This is a genomic window from Bradyrhizobium sp. HKCCYLS3077, from assembly GCF_051167555.1.
In the GTDB taxonomy this organism is placed as follows: domain Bacteria; phylum Pseudomonadota; class Alphaproteobacteria; order Rhizobiales; family Xanthobacteraceae; genus Bradyrhizobium.
Genome location: NZ_JBNPTH010000012.1, coordinates 1 through 17,816, shown reverse-complemented (window position 1 = coordinate 17,816; position 17,816 = coordinate 1). Strand labels below are relative to the sequence as shown.

Here is a 17,816-nt window from a genome sequence, read left to right as displayed (position 1 = left end):
GGCAAGACGGGTAGCATATCTGCATGCCCGACTTTGAAGTCAGCTATTCTGCTTTGCAGCGGCGTGATCCATCCCTGGATGGGGTCGTGTTCGCAGCCGTCAAAACGACGGGGGTTTATTGCCGGCCCGTCTGCCGAGTCCGAACACCGCTGGCGCGCAATGTTTGCTTCTACCCAAGTGCCGCTGCAGCGGAACGCGCCGGCTACCGTCCCTGCTTACGCTGCCGCCCCGAAACGGCCCCCTTCTGTCCGGCCTGGAAGGGAACGCGCACTACCGTCGAGCGTGCGTTGGCTTTGATTCAGGCAGGAGCTCTCGACACCGACGGTGTCGACGCGCTAGCTACGCGGCTCGGCATTGGGCCGCGACATCTTGCGAGGCTCCTTGCAGAACACCTTGATGCATCACCTCTGCAAGTCGCCCAATCGCTTCGTATCCAGCGCGCGAAGCGGCTGCTTGACAGCTCGGACCTCTCCATTGCGGCAATCGCTCAACACGCAGGGTTCAAGAGCCCCCGCAGGATGGCGGCAGCTTTTCTATCCCTCTACGGAAAGCCGCCTTCAGCCATGATGAGACCCTCCCCAAAGGACGCGCGGCCGACACCCGATCTCACTCGGATCAACAACTTGGAGGTCAGTGGATGCAGGAACGTGCTCCGATTAAAACCTACGGGACAGTCGGTGCCGATCGGCAAATGGAGATGACCGGCCTCGAATTTGTTCGGGGCCTTGCCAGCGGAACACTGCCGCTCAATTCGATTGCTCAAACGTTGGGTTATGACGTGACAGAGGCGGAGAGTGGTCGCGTGCTGGTCACCGCTATCCCGACAGCCGCGCTTCTCAATCCGGCGGGCACCCGTTCATGGCGGCTTCACCGCCACGCTGCTCGATAGCTGTATGGGTTTGGCTATCCAATCAACCTTGGAGAAAGGATTTAGCAGCACCACGCTCGAGTTTAAAATTTCTCTGGTGAGGCCGATCACCCCGGAGACGGCGTTGATCCGAGCGGAGGGAATAGTTCTCAACTGCGGCCGCCGTGTTGGCACGGCAGAGGGACGCGTCGTCGACAACAAGGGGCGCCTGCTCGCACATGGCACAACGACGTGCCTTGTCTTTCAAGGCTAGACTCGAGGAAAGGCCGACTTTCCGCGGACGCTGCTTGCGACCACGACTTGGGCTCAAAAGCAGCCTTCCGGCCGGCAAAGGCCACACGTCCGGCTGTACCCTGCGAGCAGACATCTCTTGCGCGGACCGGAGGGGCCGAGATGGGCCAACAGCGGTCATTCAAGCATTCGAGCGGCGCGCCAAACGACAGCTCCACGGGCCAAAGCTGGATCCGTTTGGTAGCGCTACCAAGTTCCAACAAGCGCAGCACCCGCCAGAAGCGCTCCTGTCAGAACATTAGTGAGGAACAGACCGAAGTTTACTGCTGGGCGCTTTAGGTCAAGCTGCCAAGTCTGCCACGCAAGATGGCCGGCTATCACCGCCACGCCAACGGCGTATACGCTCGACATTTCCAACATCCAGCCGCCGAGCGCCCATGCGGAAACCGCGCACGCGTAGCACAGGCCAACGCAAATCTTGCCGTGAGCACCGAAGAAAATCGCAGTCGACTTAAGGCCGAGCCGAACGTCGTCCTTCACATCGACATAGGCGTAGACGGTATCGTAGCCGATCTGCCATGCAATGGCCCCAAACCACATCAGCACCGCGCCCGCCGGAATGTGCCCGCCGATCTCGGCCCAGGCCATTAGCATCCCCCAATTGAACGCTGCCCCCAAAACCGCCTGAGGCCAATGCGTTATCCGTTTACAGAACGGATAGATGAAAACCAGCGGCAATACGCAAATGGCGATCAAGCGTGTGTAAGGCGTCAATAGAAGTAGGAGCAATCCGGAGAGCACCAGCTGAGCGCAAAGAAAGACAGTGGCCTGCGTTGTATCAATTTGGCCGCATGCCAGAGGACGAAGCCGGGTCCGTTCGACATGGCCATCGTAATTGCGATCCGCGATGTCGTTGATCGTGGATCCTGCGCTCCTCATGAGAAGCGCGCCCAGGGTGAATATCACGGCCGTTCTCAGGTGAGGTACGCCATGCGCCGCCTGAATGAGCGCCGCCCAACAGGGGAGCAACGTCAGCCATATGCCTACCGGGCGGTCCAGCCGTGCGAGCCGAGCATAGGGCCGCCAAGCGATTGGCAACCGGCGATCCACCCAATCGCCTGGCTGAATATCACTCAGGTCCTCGCGGCTCGAAGTCGTCATGATAGCGATCACAGTCGTGCGGAGACGTTTGGACCAAGTCTGCCAGAAGCGCACATGGACCGCTACGGGTCAAAAGTGGAACTTCGCTTCTATAGTTGCTTGCTTCCGGTTGAATGCCATCAGCGGACATGGTCCTGGGCCACCCGAAAGATCCGAGAGGGATAGAACTTTCTCTTGGACCTTAGGCAGCTGCAATCCCTTCGATCTCTATCAGAAGCGCTTCTGCGAACAGTCGTGAAACTTCGACCAGCGTGATCGCCGGTGCCGCAGCGGGCTCAACGCTGGTGAGGAAACGGTCTCTGGCTCGCCGGTATTCGGCCAATTTGCTTATGTCGCGCATGAACACAGTCAGTTTGATAAGATTTCCCGCCGGGCAGCCGACAGAAGCAAGAGCAATCGAAACGTTCTTGAAGGCTTGGTCAGCCTGAGCTTCGAGATCAGTGCCGCCGACAATTTCGCCGTTTAAATCGAATGCCGCCTGACCCGACAGGAAGATCAGTCGGCTGCTCCGAACATCAACGACGTGAGAATATCCGGGCGGCTTCTCCAGTTCGGGTGGATTGATGAATCTGACTTCTGACATCCTACTTTCCCTCGTCGGGATCTAAGCCCGCCATGTGAGATCTGCAAAGGTCAAAAGCGGCCCTGTCCTTCGGAAGGTTGCCAAAGCCCGGTAGCGCACCGATGGCAGACGTCGCAAGCACCGGCCAGTGGGTGCAAGATGGTCCGATCGAGTCGCCTCTGATCAGCCAGGATCGCTTCTGTCGTTCATTAAACCTGACCTGCCGCGCTACTTCAATCTGCGATTAGTGCAGCCGTCCTCATTAGAAGCCGTCAGCTGGTAGAGGCCACTGGGCCAGCCGGACCGCGGTCAAGGCCGCCGAACTGCGATGGTACGGCAGCTGATTTCCATCGGTTCACGGCTGTATGTTCTGCGAGCCAGTTCGCCAAGCTGCGATTAGTGCCACTCGGGGCGTTGATCTCTTGCGTCTTTTTTCTCCTAATAACACTGCGGGTATCGGAGCAGTGCCATACTGTGACGAGTGAGTACAAGAGCTTACGACCGCCGAATCTACGCCGCGGAGAGGCGCTTTTATCTTGCCGTCGAACCCGCCCTACGGTCGCTCCTCTCCAATCACATGCTAAACTGCGCTTAGACACCGCGCGGTAGCTACACGGGTAGTGAGTTTCAGGCAGCGTCTCTGCTACGGCTCCGGTCGGACCATTGGTATCCGAGCGCAGGGTCTTAGCGATCTATCGACAGAATCCAGAATGATCGAACTGAATTGGCGATGCTATTTGTCCACAGATCCGAGATGGAATGTCGGAGTGCTCACCAGCATCAATTGAACACGGACCGGTCCTGTATCGAGTAAAACTGGTGTTAAAGCCGCAGGCAAATCGCCGGTACGGATGGCTCAGATCGCGTGTCGATCGGCGGCAGGTCGGCAGCCGCAGCGCGCATGGTGGCCATTAAGGGGGAGGGCTGTAGCGTGCCACGTCGCGCAATTGGGCCGTTCTGCTCTGGCTTCGGACATGCCACCTTTGCGGGACACCTGCGCGTAGGGCAGGGCTCGCGAGACTTGATCCGCCTTCGCCAAGCGGCGGTCAGAATCGCCGGCCATCCGGCTCCACTGCGCAGGGCCTCTCCGTATTGTCTCGACCGGGCGGGCGGGAGGGATGACCGATCCCGGTCCGAGCAGGCAGCTCCCCGTTCCGGTCGCGAAGGTCAGTGTCATCGTTTTGGAGCAGCCGGCATTTCGCGCGTCTCCGATCGCGCGGGTCCGAGATGCAAGGAGCAGCATCTGATTATGACCGAGTCCGTTCCGCCCCATCCATTCGATGACATGGAGGCGCTGGCCTGGTTGCGCTCCCAGCCCGAGCGACACGTGACGGTCAGCGCCGCTGAGCTCGGGCGCCAATGGGGGTGGAATAGGATGCGGACCAGTCGTCGCCTGAAAGCCTGGGAGCGCGCGGGCCTGATCAGTCGTAACGCTGAAGCGATCATTGTAACGGAGACCGTAACACCGACCGTTCCAGATGGTACCGCCGGCGTTACGGACGGCGCCGGCGTCACAGGGATGTCCAGAGCGGAGGAATCCCATCGTTCCCCGACACGCGTCAAGCTCGCCGCCTTGATCGTGGCTCTGGCGCTGGCTTGTGTATCGGCCGCCTTTTCCATCGACGGCCTAACCGCGATCTTTGCCGGAGCCTTCTGGCCTGTCATCATCATGGGCGCCGTGCTGGAGGCCGGAAAGCTCGTGGCGGCGGCTTGGCTGACGGAGCATTGGATGTCTGCGCCGTCCCTCCTGAGGTTCGTCCTCGTCCTGATGATTGGCGTGTTGATGGGCCTGAACGCCGTTGGCGTATTCGGCTTTCTCACCCGCGCTCACCTCGACCATATGGCATCCATAGATCTCACCCTTGCCGACAGAACCGCAGACGTTGAGGCCCGCCTCGGGATGCAGAGCCGAGTGGTCACCGACATTGACCGGCGCATTGCCCAGATCGACGCAGCCATCGACGAGGCAACACGCCTTGGCCGGCCCGTCGGAGCGATGACGATTGCTGACCAGAGGCGTCGCGAACGTGCCGACATCGCGGCGGAACGCCAACGTGAGTCCCAGGCTCTCGCTAATCTACAGATCGAAAAAGCCAAGATTGACGCGCAACGCAGGCGTGCCGAGGCCGAGGTCGGACCGATACGATATCTCGCCGAGCTGATTGGTATACCCGCTACGGACTTTGAGCGAGCCGTCCGGTTGCTCACGCTGGCGCTCGTTGCCGTTCTTGATCCGATGGCAGTGGCGCTGTTGCTCGCTGCCGGAGTTCACGCGAGGCGCGCGGGTTCATTCTGACCGTTGCCGCTTCGTCTCGGAGCAAGCTCTTGGTGCGATACGGGTCTTGACCAAATCGGCGAGCAAAAATGCGGGCATCAGCGTTGCACTGGAAGTCCACGGTACGAAAGCTACTACGCTGGTCGTGAGTGGCGTCAGCATCGCCGGCGCGGCCAGCGACCGCATCATTAGCAGCATCAACGGGTCGCCGAGCAGACCAGTGACACTGTCCGTTGCCAGGCTAGTGTCTGGTCGCGGTCATTCAGCCTGCAGAAATGCCTTCCCCTATCTCAAGGTGCTCCGCCGGACGATCGGGTGTGGAAGTCATTTGGTGCTGACCGTCACATGGGAGGTCACTGGCTTCTATGCAAGAAGGCGTGCAGCGCCCGGTGGTCCGGAGGGAGGGCTGCCTCCACGAGACCGTCCAGGACGCTTCAACAGGATGCCTTACAGGCGCGAGGAGCCGTTATCGGGCTTTCCGGACTTCCTTTGAGGGAGTTGCCGGCTTCCCCCGCGGCTACTTCCGGTTCTCACCAACAGAGCCGGCGGCCATTACCGACATGGCCGTGACGCACAGCTTAAGGAGGCTTCCTTTCCTTGGGACGCCGGCAAGTAAAGGATATCGGGTTTTCCTTTACCTAGGCGACTGGTCAGTCGTCGTCCGTGCCCCCTCCTGTCCAGCTCGCCCATATCGGAAACCCGGGGAAAAACGCCCGTTGCCGTTGTGCATGGCTTGACCGTGCAATCCGAAATGTTCTATTTTTGTTCTTGTTATCGGGCGAACCTCTGCCGCGCCGCCATTTCTGGCCGGTCGGAGCAGGTTCCCCTTTTTGGACAACCGCAGCTGCCTCAACATTCGGACAGGAAAAATGCACGAGATCATCTGTCCTCACTGTGACAAGGCTTTCAAGGTCGACGAATCCGGCTACGCCGAGATCCTGAAGCAGGTCCGTGATGCCGACTTTGAAAAGCAGCTGCACGACCGGTTGGAATTGGCCGAGCGCGACAAGGAGAACGCTGTTGAGCTGGCCAAGACCAAGCTGAGCGGCGATCTGCAGAAGACCGCGGCCGCGAAGGATGCCGAAATCCAGGAATTGACGGTCAGGCTTGAGGCGAGCGAGGTGTCCCAGCGGCTCGCCGTCACCCAAGCGCTTAGCGTCGTGGAGAAGGAGCGTGACGGGCTTGCCAACGCGCTTGCCCAAGCCGAGCGCGAGAAGAAGGCGGCATCCGAGCTTGCCGAGGCTCTTCTGGCAACCGAGGTTCACAAGGTGTCTGCTGCCAAGGAGGAGGAGATCCGCGAGCTGAAGGCCAAGCTTCAGGCTGTCGAGCTTGAGAAGAAGCTCGCTGTGACCGAAGCCGTTGGCGCTCTCGAAAAGGAGCGCGATGAGCTGAAGAGCGGCATCAAGCAGGTGCAGCTCGAGAAGCAGCTGTCCGAGCAGTCCCTGAAGGACAAGTACGAAACGCAGATCAAGGATCGCGATGACGCGATCGAGCGCCTTAAAGATATGAAGGCCCGCCTCTCGACCAAGATGGTCGGAGAAACCCTTGAACAGCACTGCGAGACAGAGTTCAACCGGGTGCGCTCGATGGCGTTTCCGAGGGCTTACTTTGAAAAGGACAACGACGTGCGGACCGGCAGCAAGGGCGATTATATCTTCCGCGACACTGATGAGGCCGGCACCGAGATCATCTCTATCATGTTCGAGATGAAGAACGAGAGCGATCGAACCACGACGAAGAGCAAGAACGAGGATTTTCTAAAGGAGCTCGATCGGGATCGCACTGAGAAGGGCTGCGAATACGCGATCCTGGTCTCGCTGCTCGAGCCTGACAGCGAACTCTACAATTCTGGAATTGTCGACGTCTTCCACCGTTATCCGAAGATGTACGTCATTCGGCCGCAGTTCTTCTTGCCGATGATCACACTTCTGCGGAATGCCTCTGTCAACTCGTTGAAGTATAGGAATGAGCTGGCGCTGGTTAAGGCGCAGAACATCGACATCACGCAGTTTGAGAACCAGTTGGAGACATTCAAGAACGGGTTCGCCAAGAACTACGATCTTGCCTCACGGCATTTCCAGACGGCGATCGCCGAGATCGACAAGTCCATCGATCACCTCCAGAAAACGAGGGATGCGCTGATCGGCGCGGACCGTAACCTGCGGCTTGCGAATGACAAGGCTCAGGATGTCACGATCAAGAAGCTGACTCGGGGCAATCCGACGATGGCGGCCAAATTTGCGGAGCTGAAGGGTCAGGCAGCTGAATAAGGCAATATTTCATGTGTCGCGCATCAATCCCGCCGAACCAGGGAAGCGAACAAACCGTAAAGGTCGGCGTTTGAGAAGCTGTCAACTGCTCGCGAAAGACCGGGACTGGGCTCTGAATGGCTCAAGGGAGGATTCTCAGCAAGATGTTCTATTCGTCTATGTACGTCTGCAACGGCAGAGGCGAGTTCAGACTCGCTCACCTTTGCTCGCTCCGCCAATTTGCGAATAGACTTCTCGTGATCGTCTAAAACAGATTCTGCATCGACGTCCGTCAGGTAATCGGAGGTCTCGCGCAAGTTCGCGCGAATAGCGTCATCTACACCATCCAAGATCTGGTGCGGTATATCGTCCCTATGGCGTTCGATCGCATCGGATATCATCTCTAGATCGTCGATCTGCATTGGCCTGGTCAAAATATCAAGGATGACGCCTTCCAAGTTAGCGATCAGCGACTCCCTCTGAGTCTCAGTGAGGGCCGGATAGCATGAATTAATCAAATCACACATCAACTCTACGGCGTCGCGACCATCTTGCCAGACGTCGAATCGCTCGGACGGACTGGAGCCAAGGTTTGTCGCCAGCTCAGCGAATCGATATTCCTCTGTGTGATCAAACCATTCCAAAAGCAAGGATATTCGGTCCACGTAGGAGAGATCAATATTATAGATCCGCCATCCGTCCCGCTCCTGCTTTCTGTGGAAGACGGGAAGCACTAAGAAGCGCTTTGCCGGCTCCAAGAAGCTAATCGCGAGCCGCCGGGAATTAGGGTCACCTCTCTCATGCTTCCACAGGTTCCATACGTTGCGAGCCCAGTTGGCGCGACTGGCCGAACGGGCGCAATCGATGAGGAGAGGTAAATCGTTTAAATACTTAGTTAAGAAATCTCGCAATGAGGGGTTTATAAAGCTGACGTGATCGCCTGAGATCGCGATGAATCCTCCTTCGAGGATGCGCAGAGACTCTTCGAAATCCTTTGGATCGGTGCTCTGACCATGCTTCGCGCTGAGAACCAAGTGCAGGAGCTCAAATGACTCACGTAGCTGATCTATAGACTCTCGAAACTCAGAGCCGAAAAACAAAGCAATGAGGAGATGTCGGCAAGCTGGGGGGATATGCTTCCTGAAGGCGATGTTCCACAAATCTTCGGGATTTGTCAGAGCATTGAGGAATGCCGCCGGATAGCTGGCGGCATCAACGTCATTTAGCTGAGTTCTATCCGTCATCCACTCAACTATCCGGGGATTATAATTTTTGTGATCGACAATGTCCGCCAGTGTTTTACTCTCAATTAGAGCTGCTACATGCGCGAGGGAGGTCCCAGAAGAGAGCAGATGGTTGTATAGAATCCGTGCCCTTATCCGCCTGGTATAGACGCCAACGTCCAAAACATACTTGGAGACATCCAGAGAGTTGTCCGCGAGATACTCGGAGATTCGGCGCGCTTCCTCAAAGATGTAGGCTCGAGTGGTGAGGATGAATTTCGCATGTGGGGACGATCGAACTCTCTTAATGAACTTCGAGATTTGTGAGTCTTTGTGGACCAGAGCGTCTTTGTCGAGCGCGACGCGGCCCAGGAAGTCATCGAACAGAAATACCTGCTTCTTGTGGTCGTTTAGATTGAGAAATCCATCATCCAGATTCCGGATGCCGACCAGATCCCACCCTTCAGCAAGGAAAGCGAAGGTGACCATTTCAGCCAGCGTGGTCTTTCCGACGCCCGGAGGGCCCGATATTATCAGGACGTTGTTGCTGGCCAGCCGCTTCAAAGCCTGATCATAGCTGGGGTTCGAGGCGAATACTCGTATTTTTGCGTCAATCTCTTCGCGGGTGATCGCCGTGAAAGTGTGAGAAGCCGCATGCAGGATGCGCTCAAGCATTGGCGCGCCGGATAGCCAAAGCTTTATGTGGGATTTCTGAATATCCGGGTATTTTCGGAGAAGTGCATTGAGTTCGCGCGGTCCGAAGATATCACTGGTATGCTGAAGCGAGCTGCCAATCGTCTCTTTAATAGTGTCCTTATTCAGTTTTGAGAGTCGGCAGGAGGTGGTCAGCAGATAACGTGTTGCAGCCAGCCTGTCGATCGCTGGGCGCTCCTGTCGAAGCTGGGCAAGGAGTTTTGCGACAGGAGAGCCCGCGAAATGCTTCGCTTGGAGGATAAGCTTGTCCTGACCTTTACTATGCCTCCCGTCCGCGCCGCCGTCGGGACCAGGAGAAAAGACCTCAAACCGAACGCCCAGTTCTTTGCCCAGTAGGTCGGTCGACAGATCCTCGAAGTCTGGCGGCGAAAGAGGACTGAAGTTGTAATTCATAACGGCTTTCGTTGATTCTCTTGGTCGGTTGTGCTGCAATTATAACACATTTTGGTGGGGGCGTGGCATTGGAGCTGTCAATCTAGGCGTGTTGAGCCGCTTTCGGTGCCTTCAAAACCTATGGCGCACCGAGCGCTTCTTGTCTTTGTGATGGATCGGGAGGGATATAGTGAAAGCCAATAAGGCGGATCGTGATGAGACTGACGAGGAGAGTGCACTTCGGGAAGAGCACGACCGACAAATTGCGCTGATGGTGGTGGATGCACTCTGGCAATCCCAATGGATACGCGGCGCGCTGCAGGATTACGAGTACCGCGGCAAGGGATTTGATGGTCTTCGGCAAGCAATTCGGATGATGCCGCCGGAATCGGAGCGCCCCAATATCTCAGCCATCAAACGAAGACTAGAGGAGTTCGTGCTCAGAGAATTGTTAGAGCGTCATGTTGACATGCATCGTCACTCAAAGAAGAGCAAGCGGACGATAACAGCCGACGAGTTGTACAAGCCTAATAAAAGGCTGCTCAACACCTATGGTCGTAACCACTGGGAGGTGTCTCTTACAAGAGGCGATAGCAAGCTGTTCGAAAATACAGGCCGTGGGGTTTCGGAGCTCGAAGCCTATTGTCGGGCGAATGGCGTCGATCCGAAAAGTCTCCTAAATATCGGCTATGCCTAGAGGGAGGCGCTCAGCCCTCGCGCTCAGCTGATATCGGTAATATTCTAGCTCAAGCCAAGCTTCTTCAACAGCTCATGCAGTCCTGGCTCAACCGTTGCTGCCAGACGAATTTCGGTGAGCGTTATCCGCTTTGCCAACTGTAGGGCAGGCATTCCCTTCTGATAACCGGGCCAATGACGAAGCAGCGCAGGCATGCTCTCGCCTGGCGGAGGTCGGAGTTTTTGGCAACCCGGCAGGTGATGGAGGAGAAACGCTTCAAAATCGGGCTCCTGCCAAATCAAATCGATTCCGTTCCGCTTGGCGAGAGCTTCAGCTGCTTCGTTCTTTTGCGCGGTGCCGCGATCGAGAAAAAGGGCCTTGGCTGCAAAAGTGTCTCGGCGCCTTTCAAGGTCCGTGATTCGCTGCACTGCGCGAAGGACCAGCGCTTGAGGATCTCCAGCGCCTGGCTGTAACGACTCGGCAAGGATATGGATGTGGACGGTGTCGACTTCTTTTGCCAGGCGGTTGAGAAGCGCCCCATACCCTTCCTCGCTTTGGCCTTCGCCTCCGAGGAAGATGGGTTTCCGCTGCGGGATCCGGGCGATGCGGCGGCGGCTCATCCGATTTGCGGCACCGCGCCGTAAGCACCCGACAGATACTTGCGGTATCGATTATCCGTCCGCCGGACATTCTCGATATCCTGCATCCCGTAGATGCTGGTTTGGCCCTGAGAGTCCTTCTCGCAGAAGAAGACCTCTTCCTTCAGAAGCTCCTCGAGCAGCGAGGCCGAGTGGCAAGTGACCCAAAGCTGGGCGCCGTGCGGGTTCTTCTGCCGATCTGCAAACCACCGGATAATCTCCGGCAGCACCAGCGGGTGTATCGACACGTCGATTTCATCGATCAGGACGATGCCCCCACGGAACAATCCGATGTACAACCACGGGAAATTCTTGATGAAGCTTCGTGTCCCGTGGCTTTCCAACCCCCAAGGCATAGGTGATTGAAGCCCTTCGTGCTCGAAAAAGGCCATAGGGCCGGTCGCCTGCGGTACAACTTCCATCTTACGGATGCCGAGGTCGATTCGTTGGATCTCCCGATTGAGGGCTTCCACGACCGAGCTATTAGTGGCGTAGTACTGGATGGCACTGGTGTCCGTCAGCTCGTTACGATCGCTTCCGGAGATGTTGCCTCCGATCGTAAGAGCGACTTCTCTGAGCTTAAGCGAAAGGGGATGATCAAACTGCGCCAAGGTTGCAATTAGGCTCGCATTATCGCGAACCTTGTCGATGACCTTGCTGAAGCCACTCAGGCCAAACACCTTGCTCGCCTGAACGCTGTCTCCGACGCGTTCGAACACGCGTGTCCATTTGCCTCGCCCATTGGCGCGCTGCCGAAGAGCCTCGGTTCTCACGATGTAGCGATTGTCCAGCTTGACGATTTCAAGCTCATACCGCCAGGCGCCGTATTCGGTGGTCTCGTCGAGCTCGGTTGCGAGCAGATCGAGGGGGCCGCTGGCCTCTAATGCAAGCCTTAGCGGAAGCTCCTGTCCTTCTGCGTCATTGAACCGTTCACAAGGCAAACTCGTCCCCGGCGGAAGTTGGAACGAGCCATGAATGAACCAGCCTATGAAAGCCAGCGCTCGCAGAATCGTTGATTTCCCGGATGCATTCGGCCCAAAAATCGCGACTATGCGCGGTGCGCGCTCTTTTGATTCTGGGAAAAGGGGCTCGAAACGGCCTGGCGCTTCTGGGACGCCTTTGCCGACCCGCAGGTCGACGACCTGTGGCTTCCTGACGGAGTAGAAGTTTTCGAGTTCCAGCCTGTAGAGCATGTCAAAGATCTTTCTTCGATGCTCCCAATATGGGTCTATAATTCCAGAGTTGCAAGTTTTACGGTGCTTTCACCCGCAGAGGTGCATCCAAAGGGCTCTATGCCCTTGGCGAGTCTGTCAGGGAGGTAACATGTGCAGGTTGAGCGATAGAACCTCTAGTTCATATTTCAAACGTCTTAGTGGGTTGGTCGCTCAAGCAGTCGTTTCGAGCAGCAACTTGAGATGGTTGCACGCCCCCGCAACCACCCGATCCCAAAGCCATGTTTGAGCGCGCATAAGCCTGAAGGCGCGGGCGGTATGTATGCGTCGGCAAGATTTAGGCGAATGACTGGATAAGATATCGCAAGTTTGGTTGGTGTGGGGAAAGGCGGTAGCGTTCCCCCGCTACCAACGGTCACCCCACTCCCCTCACTCTGCTCAGGCATGCCTCACCGCCGATCAGCGAGTTGAGACGGCCTGCAATTTCGACACAGACCCCGCCCGGGCGTGTGTCATCTCTCGACACCGTCACCGTCTCGACAAGATCTCGGATTGCTTCGGCAGCCTCCTCGTCACCTGCACTCACACCTTTGCGCCGCTCTTGACGATGCTCGGCCCGGAAACGTGGGAGGGTCGACCCGGCTCCGCCCTGCTCATCGAACGTCTGCCGAGTTGCACCACACCCGGGACACGATCTGCCGATCGGAAGCGGATCATGGCTGAATTGCAAAGCTACCAGCCGCTCCGCAGCGACGGCCGAAGGCGTCGAGATCGTGCAGCAACTCGACCAGTTGCGAGAGCAGGGCCGCGATCCGCGACTACATGTCGACGCTGCCGCTGTGCGTTCACCCCGAGGACGGTCGCGACAACGAAGCAGGCGGGGTGAGGTCGAGAAAACCGACCTCGCCGAGCGCATCCATGAGTGCGCGCTCAGGTTCATGGCGACGACGAGCAGCGCAAGCTTGACGTCCAGAACGCTGCTGCGCGCGAACGGTTCAGCGCCGCATTGGACGATGCCTTTGCATCCATCCGGGCTCGCATGGACGTAGAGCACGCCGCTTTCATGATCAACCTGACCAAAATCCGGAATCCGCCATCCCCCGGCTGCAATCCATCGACCGCCCCCTGGACGACAGTCCACACGTGACGTCATCGGCTGGCGCGTCTCGAACACAAGGCCGCTTTGGTCGTTGGACTAACACGCCGCATGCTTTGGTAACATGGTAGCTATGCGAAAATACCGCACTGCACAACCCTCGGGCGTAGCTGAAGTTCAGTCGAGACGCTGAAAAGTGTGTTTGTTCGCCTATCAAACGACACATTTTCGCCACTCGGCATTTGAGCAAGCGAGGTCAACGTTACAATTCTAGGTAGTGTTCAGCGGCTTCGAGGAGGTAATCGGTTAAGTTTTTTATTACGGGCAGGGGCGAAACTCGTTTCCAGTCGGGTTGAAGTTTATTTTTGTTGCAACCCGAGGGCGTGGGAAAGATCAGCAATGCAAGATACAATCGAGTCGCGGCGATCGCTGCGGCTCCCGGCTGATTGCAGCATCGCGGCGATACGCGGCGTGCATGATCAGATCCGAGAAGCGTTCGATGGGCAGCGCCCGCTCGAGATCGATTGCTCCGATGTCGTCAAAGCCGATGTGACGTCGATTCAGCTCCTGCTCTCCACCACGATGACCGGCGCGGCGCAAGGTCGATCGGTGATCCTGACCTCGTTCTCCCAAAACCTTCGGCGCATCCTGCAGCGCGCGGGCGTTCTGCGCGCGGCGCCGCCGAAACATGTCTCCAAAGATAAGGCTAGCACCTGATGGCGATCGTCCTGACTGTCGACGACTCCCCCAGCATCCGGCAGATGGTCAAGGTGACGCTTGAGCCAGCCGGGCATCAAGTGATCGAAGCCGGCGACGGCGTCCAGGGACTAGCGAAGGCGCAGACCAGCCGTCCCGATATCGTCATCACCGACCTCAACATGCCGGCGATGAATGGACTCGAGTTGATCCGCGCGCTGCGCAAGGAGCGCACCCTGACCGGGATGCCGATCCTGTTCCTCACCACCGAGTCCAACGATGCGGTGAAGCAGGAGGCCAAGAGCGCCGGGGCCACCGGCTGGATCACAAAACCCTTCAAGCCCGAGCAGCTGCTCGCCGTGGTCGGCAAACTGGTGCGGGCATGAACAGCGTGGACCCTGTCGAGGTCTTCCGGCAGGAAGCCTCCGAATTGTTCGAGACCCTCGAAGGCTCGCTGCTCGATCTCTGCCAGCGCCCCGACGACCGCGAGCTGATCGACGCCGCCTTTCGCGCCCTGCACACGATCAAGGGCTCAGGCGCCATGTTCGGCTTCGACAAGGTCGCCGCGTTCACCCACGAGTTCGAGACGGCCTTCGAGCTGATCCGCCGAGGTGAAGTCAAGCCGACCCAGGAACTCATCTCGGTGGGGCTCGCGGCCAAGGACTACATCCGCGCCCTGATCCACGCGCCGGAGACTGTCGATTCCATCATCGGCGACGCCATTCTGGACGAATTGAAGCAGCTCGTCGCGCCCGGCATCCCGGCCTTCGAATCCACGCCGGACAGGCCTGCGGCGGTGCCGTCCGAGCACCATGCGGCGGGCTGGCTGCTGCGGCTGGAATTCGATGCGCAGATCCTGCGCAACGGCTCCAATCCGCTCGACATGCTCGAAGATCTGGCCAAGCTCGGGCCTTGCTTCGCCGTGCCGATCACCGCCGACATTCCCCTGCTCGACGCCCTCGAGCCCGAGGACTGTTATCTCAAATGGGAGGTGACGCTGTCCTCCGATTGCGACAAGGCCGCGATCGAGGATGTCTTCATGTTCGTGCTCGACGAAATGAAGCTCGGCATCACGCCGATGGCCCGCGTCGAACTTCCGGAGTTTGCCCCCTTGCTGCAGGAGGCGGACAGCGAGCCGCCGTCGTCTGCGACCGTGCCCGTGTGTGCCCCGCCGGATGCTGCGGTCGCCGAGCGACCTGCTCTACCCGCCGAGCCCCGGCGCGAGGAGCCGAAGCGCAACGAAGAGCGCGGCATCGCGACCGTCCGGGTGCAGGCCGAGCGTCTCGACGAACTGATGGACCGGGTTGGCGAGCTCGTGATCGCCCAGGCACGGCTGAGCCAGCTCGCGGCGACGGGCTCCGACCTCTCGATCAAGCTGATTGCCGAGGAGATCGAGCGTCTCGCGGCAAGCCTGCGCGACACCACGATGGGCGCGCGCATGGTGCCAATCGGCTCGTTGTTCGGGCGCTTCCGGCGCCTGGTGCACGATCTGTCGCGCGAGCTCGCCAAGCCGGTGGAGTTCGTGACCACCGGCGAGGACACCGAACTCGACAAGACCATGATCGAGTGCCTCGCCGATCCGCTCGTGCATCTGATCCGCAACGCGATCGATCACGGCATCGAGGATGCCGGACGGCGTGCCGCGGCTGGCAAGCCCGCTCAGGGCCGCATCGAACTGTCCGCCGTTCATGCCGGGGCGCAGGTTCTGGTGACCGTGAGCGACAATGGCGGCGGCCTCGATACCCGTCGCATTCGGGCCAAGGCAGAGGAACAGGGACTGATCGCGCCGGGTGCGGCGCTGACCGATCATGAAATCCATCAGCTGCTGTTTCATCCTGGATTCTCGACCGCGCAAACGGTGTCCGCCCTGTCCGGGCGTGGTGTCGGCATGGATGTGGTCAAGAAGACCATCGAGAACATGCGCGGCTCGATCGATCTGATCACGAGGCCCGGCGAGGGGACGACGGTCACGCTGAGGTTGCCGCTGACGCTGGCGATCATCGAGGGACTCCTGATTCGAGTCGGCGCCGGCCGCTACATCATTCCGCTGTCGGCGGTCGAGGAATGCGTGGAGCTGACGGCGGCCGATCAGCGCTCGCGCGGCCGCAGCTTCCTCAATGTGCGCGGCGGACTGGTGCCGTTCCTGCGGCTCCGGGAGGTGCTGCAGATGGACGGCGAGGCCGAGGAGCATCAGAAGACCATCATCATCTCGACCGGCGACACCTGCGTCGGCCTGGTCGCCGATCAGATCATCGGCAACCACCAGACCGTCATCAAGTCGCTGTCCAAGCTGCATTCCGATGTGACCATCTTCTCCGGTGCAACCATCCTGGGTGATGGCACCGCGGCGCTGATCCTCGATGTCGGGCAGCTCGTCGCGCTCGCGCAGTCGCAGGCCGAGAAACTGCAAATGAACGAGGCCGCCTGATGACTGCATCACCGACGCAGCCAGCCGGAGCCCACGCCGCCGGCGCCATGCAGGTCGTCATGATCGGTCTCGGCGAGGAGAAGTTCGCACTCGACGCCGGCCTGGTGCGCGAGATCATCGATCCCGTGCCGGAGACCAAGGTCGCCGGCGCCAAGGCTTACGTGCCGAGCCTGATCAATGTCCGCGGCAATGTGATTCCGCTAGCCGACCTGCGGATCCGCTTCGGGATGCCGCCGACCGAACATTCGGTCGACAGCCGGATCGTCGTGATCGAACTCATGCTCGACGGCGAGCCGGTTCTGGTCGGCGTGACTGCGGACAAGGTCTACGAGGTCACCGAGATCTCGCAGACCGACGTGCAGCAGACGCCGCGTGTCGGCATGCATTGGAAGCCGGAGTTCATCCGCTTCATCACCAAATGGCGTGAAGAGTTCGTCATCGTTCCGAACATGGAACGCATTCTGAACTGAAATACGTCTCGGGGGCGAGACGCGAGGGGCTGAAGATGAGATTCACCGTAAAGGCAAAGCTGGCGGTCGCGTTCGGACTGATTATCGTGTTGTCCGTCGCCGCGAGCGTCATCGCCTACATGAAATTGGCCGATCTGACCGCCGTCTCGGAGGCCATTGTCCTTCGCGCCGGGCGCATGGAGAAGGCTGCGGAGATCGAGATCGAAATCCTGCGCCAGGTCCGCGCCGAGAAGAATGCGCTGTTGACGACCGGCGCCGAGTCCGAGCAGTTCATCGCCGACATCGGCCCGGCGCGCGAGCTCGTGTTCAAGTCGAAGGACGCCGTCTACGCGATGGCCAGCGAGGGCGGCAAGAAGCTGCTCGAGGCTTTCGCCGCGACCTACGCCAAGATGAATGCGTTCGAGGACGAGACCATCAAGCTGTCGAGGATCGACAGGGCGGCGGCAACGGATCGATCGGTCCGTGAAGGCAAGAAGCTCGTCACCGATACGCTGGACGCGGCGGACGCCTATATCACCTACACCAGAAAGGGCATGGCGGACCAGGCCGCTCAGGCACGCGAGGAGGGCGCCCGTGCGCAGTTCCTGCTGACGGTTCTGGCTGCGGTCTCCACACTCATTGCCGTTGCCGCGGCGCTCTGGATGTCGTTCACGATCAGCCGCGCCCTTGGCCGCGCCGTCGGCCTTGCCGGCGCCGTCGCCAACGGTGATCTCAGCCAGACCATCAGCATCTCCAGCAATGATGAGATCGGCGATCTGGTCAAATCTTTGAATGCGATGGTCGAGAAGCTCCGGCAGATCGTCGCCGATGCGCTGTCCGCCGCGCACAACGTGTCGGCGGGCAGCCAGGAGCTGTCGGCGAGCGCCGAGCAGCTGTCGCAGGGCGCGACCGAGCAGGCCTCGTCGGCCGAGGAGGCCTCCTCGTCGATGGAGGAGATGGCGGCGAACGTGAAGCAGAACGCCGAGAACGCCAGCCAGACCGAGAA

16 protein-coding genes are annotated in these 17,816 nt (G+C 59.0%); 11 read left to right on the top strand and 5 right to left on the bottom strand.

All coding sequences use genetic code 11. From position 1 onward, the window contains the following. Positions 1-23: 23 nt before the first annotated feature. The 3 genes from ACQR0Z_RS33370 to ACQR0Z_RS33360 are packed head-to-tail and all read left to right on the top strand — an operon-like array spanning position 24 to position 1,121. Positions 24-701: a bifunctional transcriptional activator/DNA repair enzyme AdaA gene (locus ACQR0Z_RS33370; RefSeq protein WP_434921467.1), complete on the top strand. Its 678-nt coding sequence runs from the start codon at positions 24-26 to the stop codon at positions 699-701. After that, a complete protein-coding gene (locus ACQR0Z_RS33365) occupies positions 638-889 on the top strand; it encodes a hypothetical protein (RefSeq protein ID WP_434921578.1) in 252 nt (83 codons plus the stop codon). The genes ACQR0Z_RS33370 and ACQR0Z_RS33365 overlap by 64 nt, the downstream gene beginning before the upstream one ends. A gap of 4 nt (positions 890-893) precedes the next feature. Beyond that, entirely contained in the window at positions 894-1,121 is a 228-nt protein-coding gene (locus tag ACQR0Z_RS33360) for a PaaI family thioesterase (RefSeq protein WP_434921466.1), read from the top strand. Positions 1,122-1,345: 224 nt separating this feature from the next. Here the strand turns inward: ACQR0Z_RS33360 and ubiA are convergent, their stop codons facing one another. Next, positions 1,346-2,260, bottom strand: a complete 915-nt coding sequence (ubiA, locus tag ACQR0Z_RS33355; RefSeq protein ID WP_434921465.1) for a 4-hydroxybenzoate octaprenyltransferase — start codon at positions 2,258-2,260, stop codon at positions 1,346-1,348. A gap of 181 nt (positions 2,261-2,441) precedes the next feature. Further along, positions 2,442-2,843: a RidA family protein gene (locus ACQR0Z_RS33350; RefSeq protein WP_434921464.1), complete on the bottom strand. Its 402-nt coding sequence runs from the start codon at positions 2,841-2,843 to the stop codon at positions 2,442-2,444. A 1,228-nt stretch (positions 2,844-4,071) separates the two neighbouring features. On the opposite strand from ACQR0Z_RS33350, the gene ACQR0Z_RS33345 reads away from it, so the two are divergent. Together ACQR0Z_RS33345 and ACQR0Z_RS33340 are read left to right on the top strand one after the other, a co-directional pair. After that, positions 4,072-5,118: a hypothetical protein gene (locus ACQR0Z_RS33345; protein WP_434921463.1), complete on the top strand. Its 1,047-nt coding sequence runs from the start codon at positions 4,072-4,074 to the stop codon at positions 5,116-5,118. 848 nt (positions 5,119-5,966) lie between these two features. Next, positions 5,967-7,367, top strand: coding sequence for a DUF2130 domain-containing protein (locus tag ACQR0Z_RS33340; RefSeq protein ID WP_434921462.1), 1,401 nt, complete (start codon positions 5,967-5,969; stop codon positions 7,365-7,367). 23 nt (positions 7,368-7,390) lie between these two features. Here ACQR0Z_RS33340 and ACQR0Z_RS33335 read toward each other — a convergent pair whose 3' ends face one another. Beyond that, entirely contained in the window at positions 7,391-9,676 is a 2,286-nt protein-coding gene (locus tag ACQR0Z_RS33335) for a restriction endonuclease (RefSeq protein ID WP_434921461.1), read from the bottom strand. A gap of 169 nt (positions 9,677-9,845) precedes the next feature. On the opposite strand from ACQR0Z_RS33335, the gene ACQR0Z_RS33330 reads away from it, so the two are divergent. Continuing rightward, positions 9,846-10,352 carry a hypothetical protein gene (locus ACQR0Z_RS33330; RefSeq protein WP_434921460.1) on the top strand — a complete coding sequence of 169 codons (507 nt, stop codon included), beginning with the start codon at positions 9,846-9,848 and terminating at the stop codon, positions 10,350-10,352. A gap of 44 nt (positions 10,353-10,396) precedes the next feature. Here the strand turns inward: ACQR0Z_RS33330 and ACQR0Z_RS33325 are convergent, their stop codons facing one another. Beyond that, positions 10,397-10,951, bottom strand: a complete 555-nt coding sequence (locus ACQR0Z_RS33325) for an RloB domain-containing protein (RefSeq protein ID WP_434921459.1) — start codon at positions 10,949-10,951, stop codon at positions 10,397-10,399. Beyond that, positions 10,948-12,162 (bottom strand): AAA family ATPase, encoded by a 1,215-nt coding sequence (locus ACQR0Z_RS33320; RefSeq protein WP_434921458.1) that lies wholly within the window; start codon positions 12,160-12,162, stop codon positions 10,948-10,950. The genes ACQR0Z_RS33325 and ACQR0Z_RS33320 overlap by 4 nt, the downstream gene beginning before the upstream one ends. Before the next feature lie 1,474 nt (positions 12,163-13,636). Here ACQR0Z_RS33320 and ACQR0Z_RS33315 point away from each other — a divergent pair. From ACQR0Z_RS33315 to ACQR0Z_RS33295, 5 genes are all read left to right on the top strand, one after another. Then, positions 13,637-13,954, top strand: a complete 318-nt coding sequence (locus tag ACQR0Z_RS33315; protein ID WP_434860429.1) for an STAS domain-containing protein — start codon at positions 13,637-13,639, stop codon at positions 13,952-13,954. Beyond that, positions 13,954-14,319 (top strand): response regulator, encoded by a 366-nt coding sequence (locus tag ACQR0Z_RS33310; protein WP_434860428.1) that lies wholly within the window; start codon positions 13,954-13,956, stop codon positions 14,317-14,319. Before ACQR0Z_RS33315 ends, ACQR0Z_RS33310 begins: the two co-directional genes overlap by 1 nt. Then, positions 14,316-16,361: a chemotaxis protein CheA gene (locus ACQR0Z_RS33305; RefSeq protein WP_434921457.1), complete on the top strand. Its 2,046-nt coding sequence runs from the start codon at positions 14,316-14,318 to the stop codon at positions 16,359-16,361. The genes ACQR0Z_RS33310 and ACQR0Z_RS33305 overlap by 4 nt, the downstream gene beginning before the upstream one ends. Beyond that, entirely contained in the window at positions 16,361-16,831 is a 471-nt protein-coding gene (locus ACQR0Z_RS33300) for a chemotaxis protein CheW (protein ID WP_434921456.1), read from the top strand. Before ACQR0Z_RS33305 ends, ACQR0Z_RS33300 begins: the two co-directional genes overlap by 1 nt. Before the next feature lie 35 nt (positions 16,832-16,866). Further along, on the top strand, positions 16,867-17,816 hold a 950-nt coding region (locus tag ACQR0Z_RS33295; protein ID WP_434921455.1), incomplete at its 3' end, for a HAMP domain-containing protein.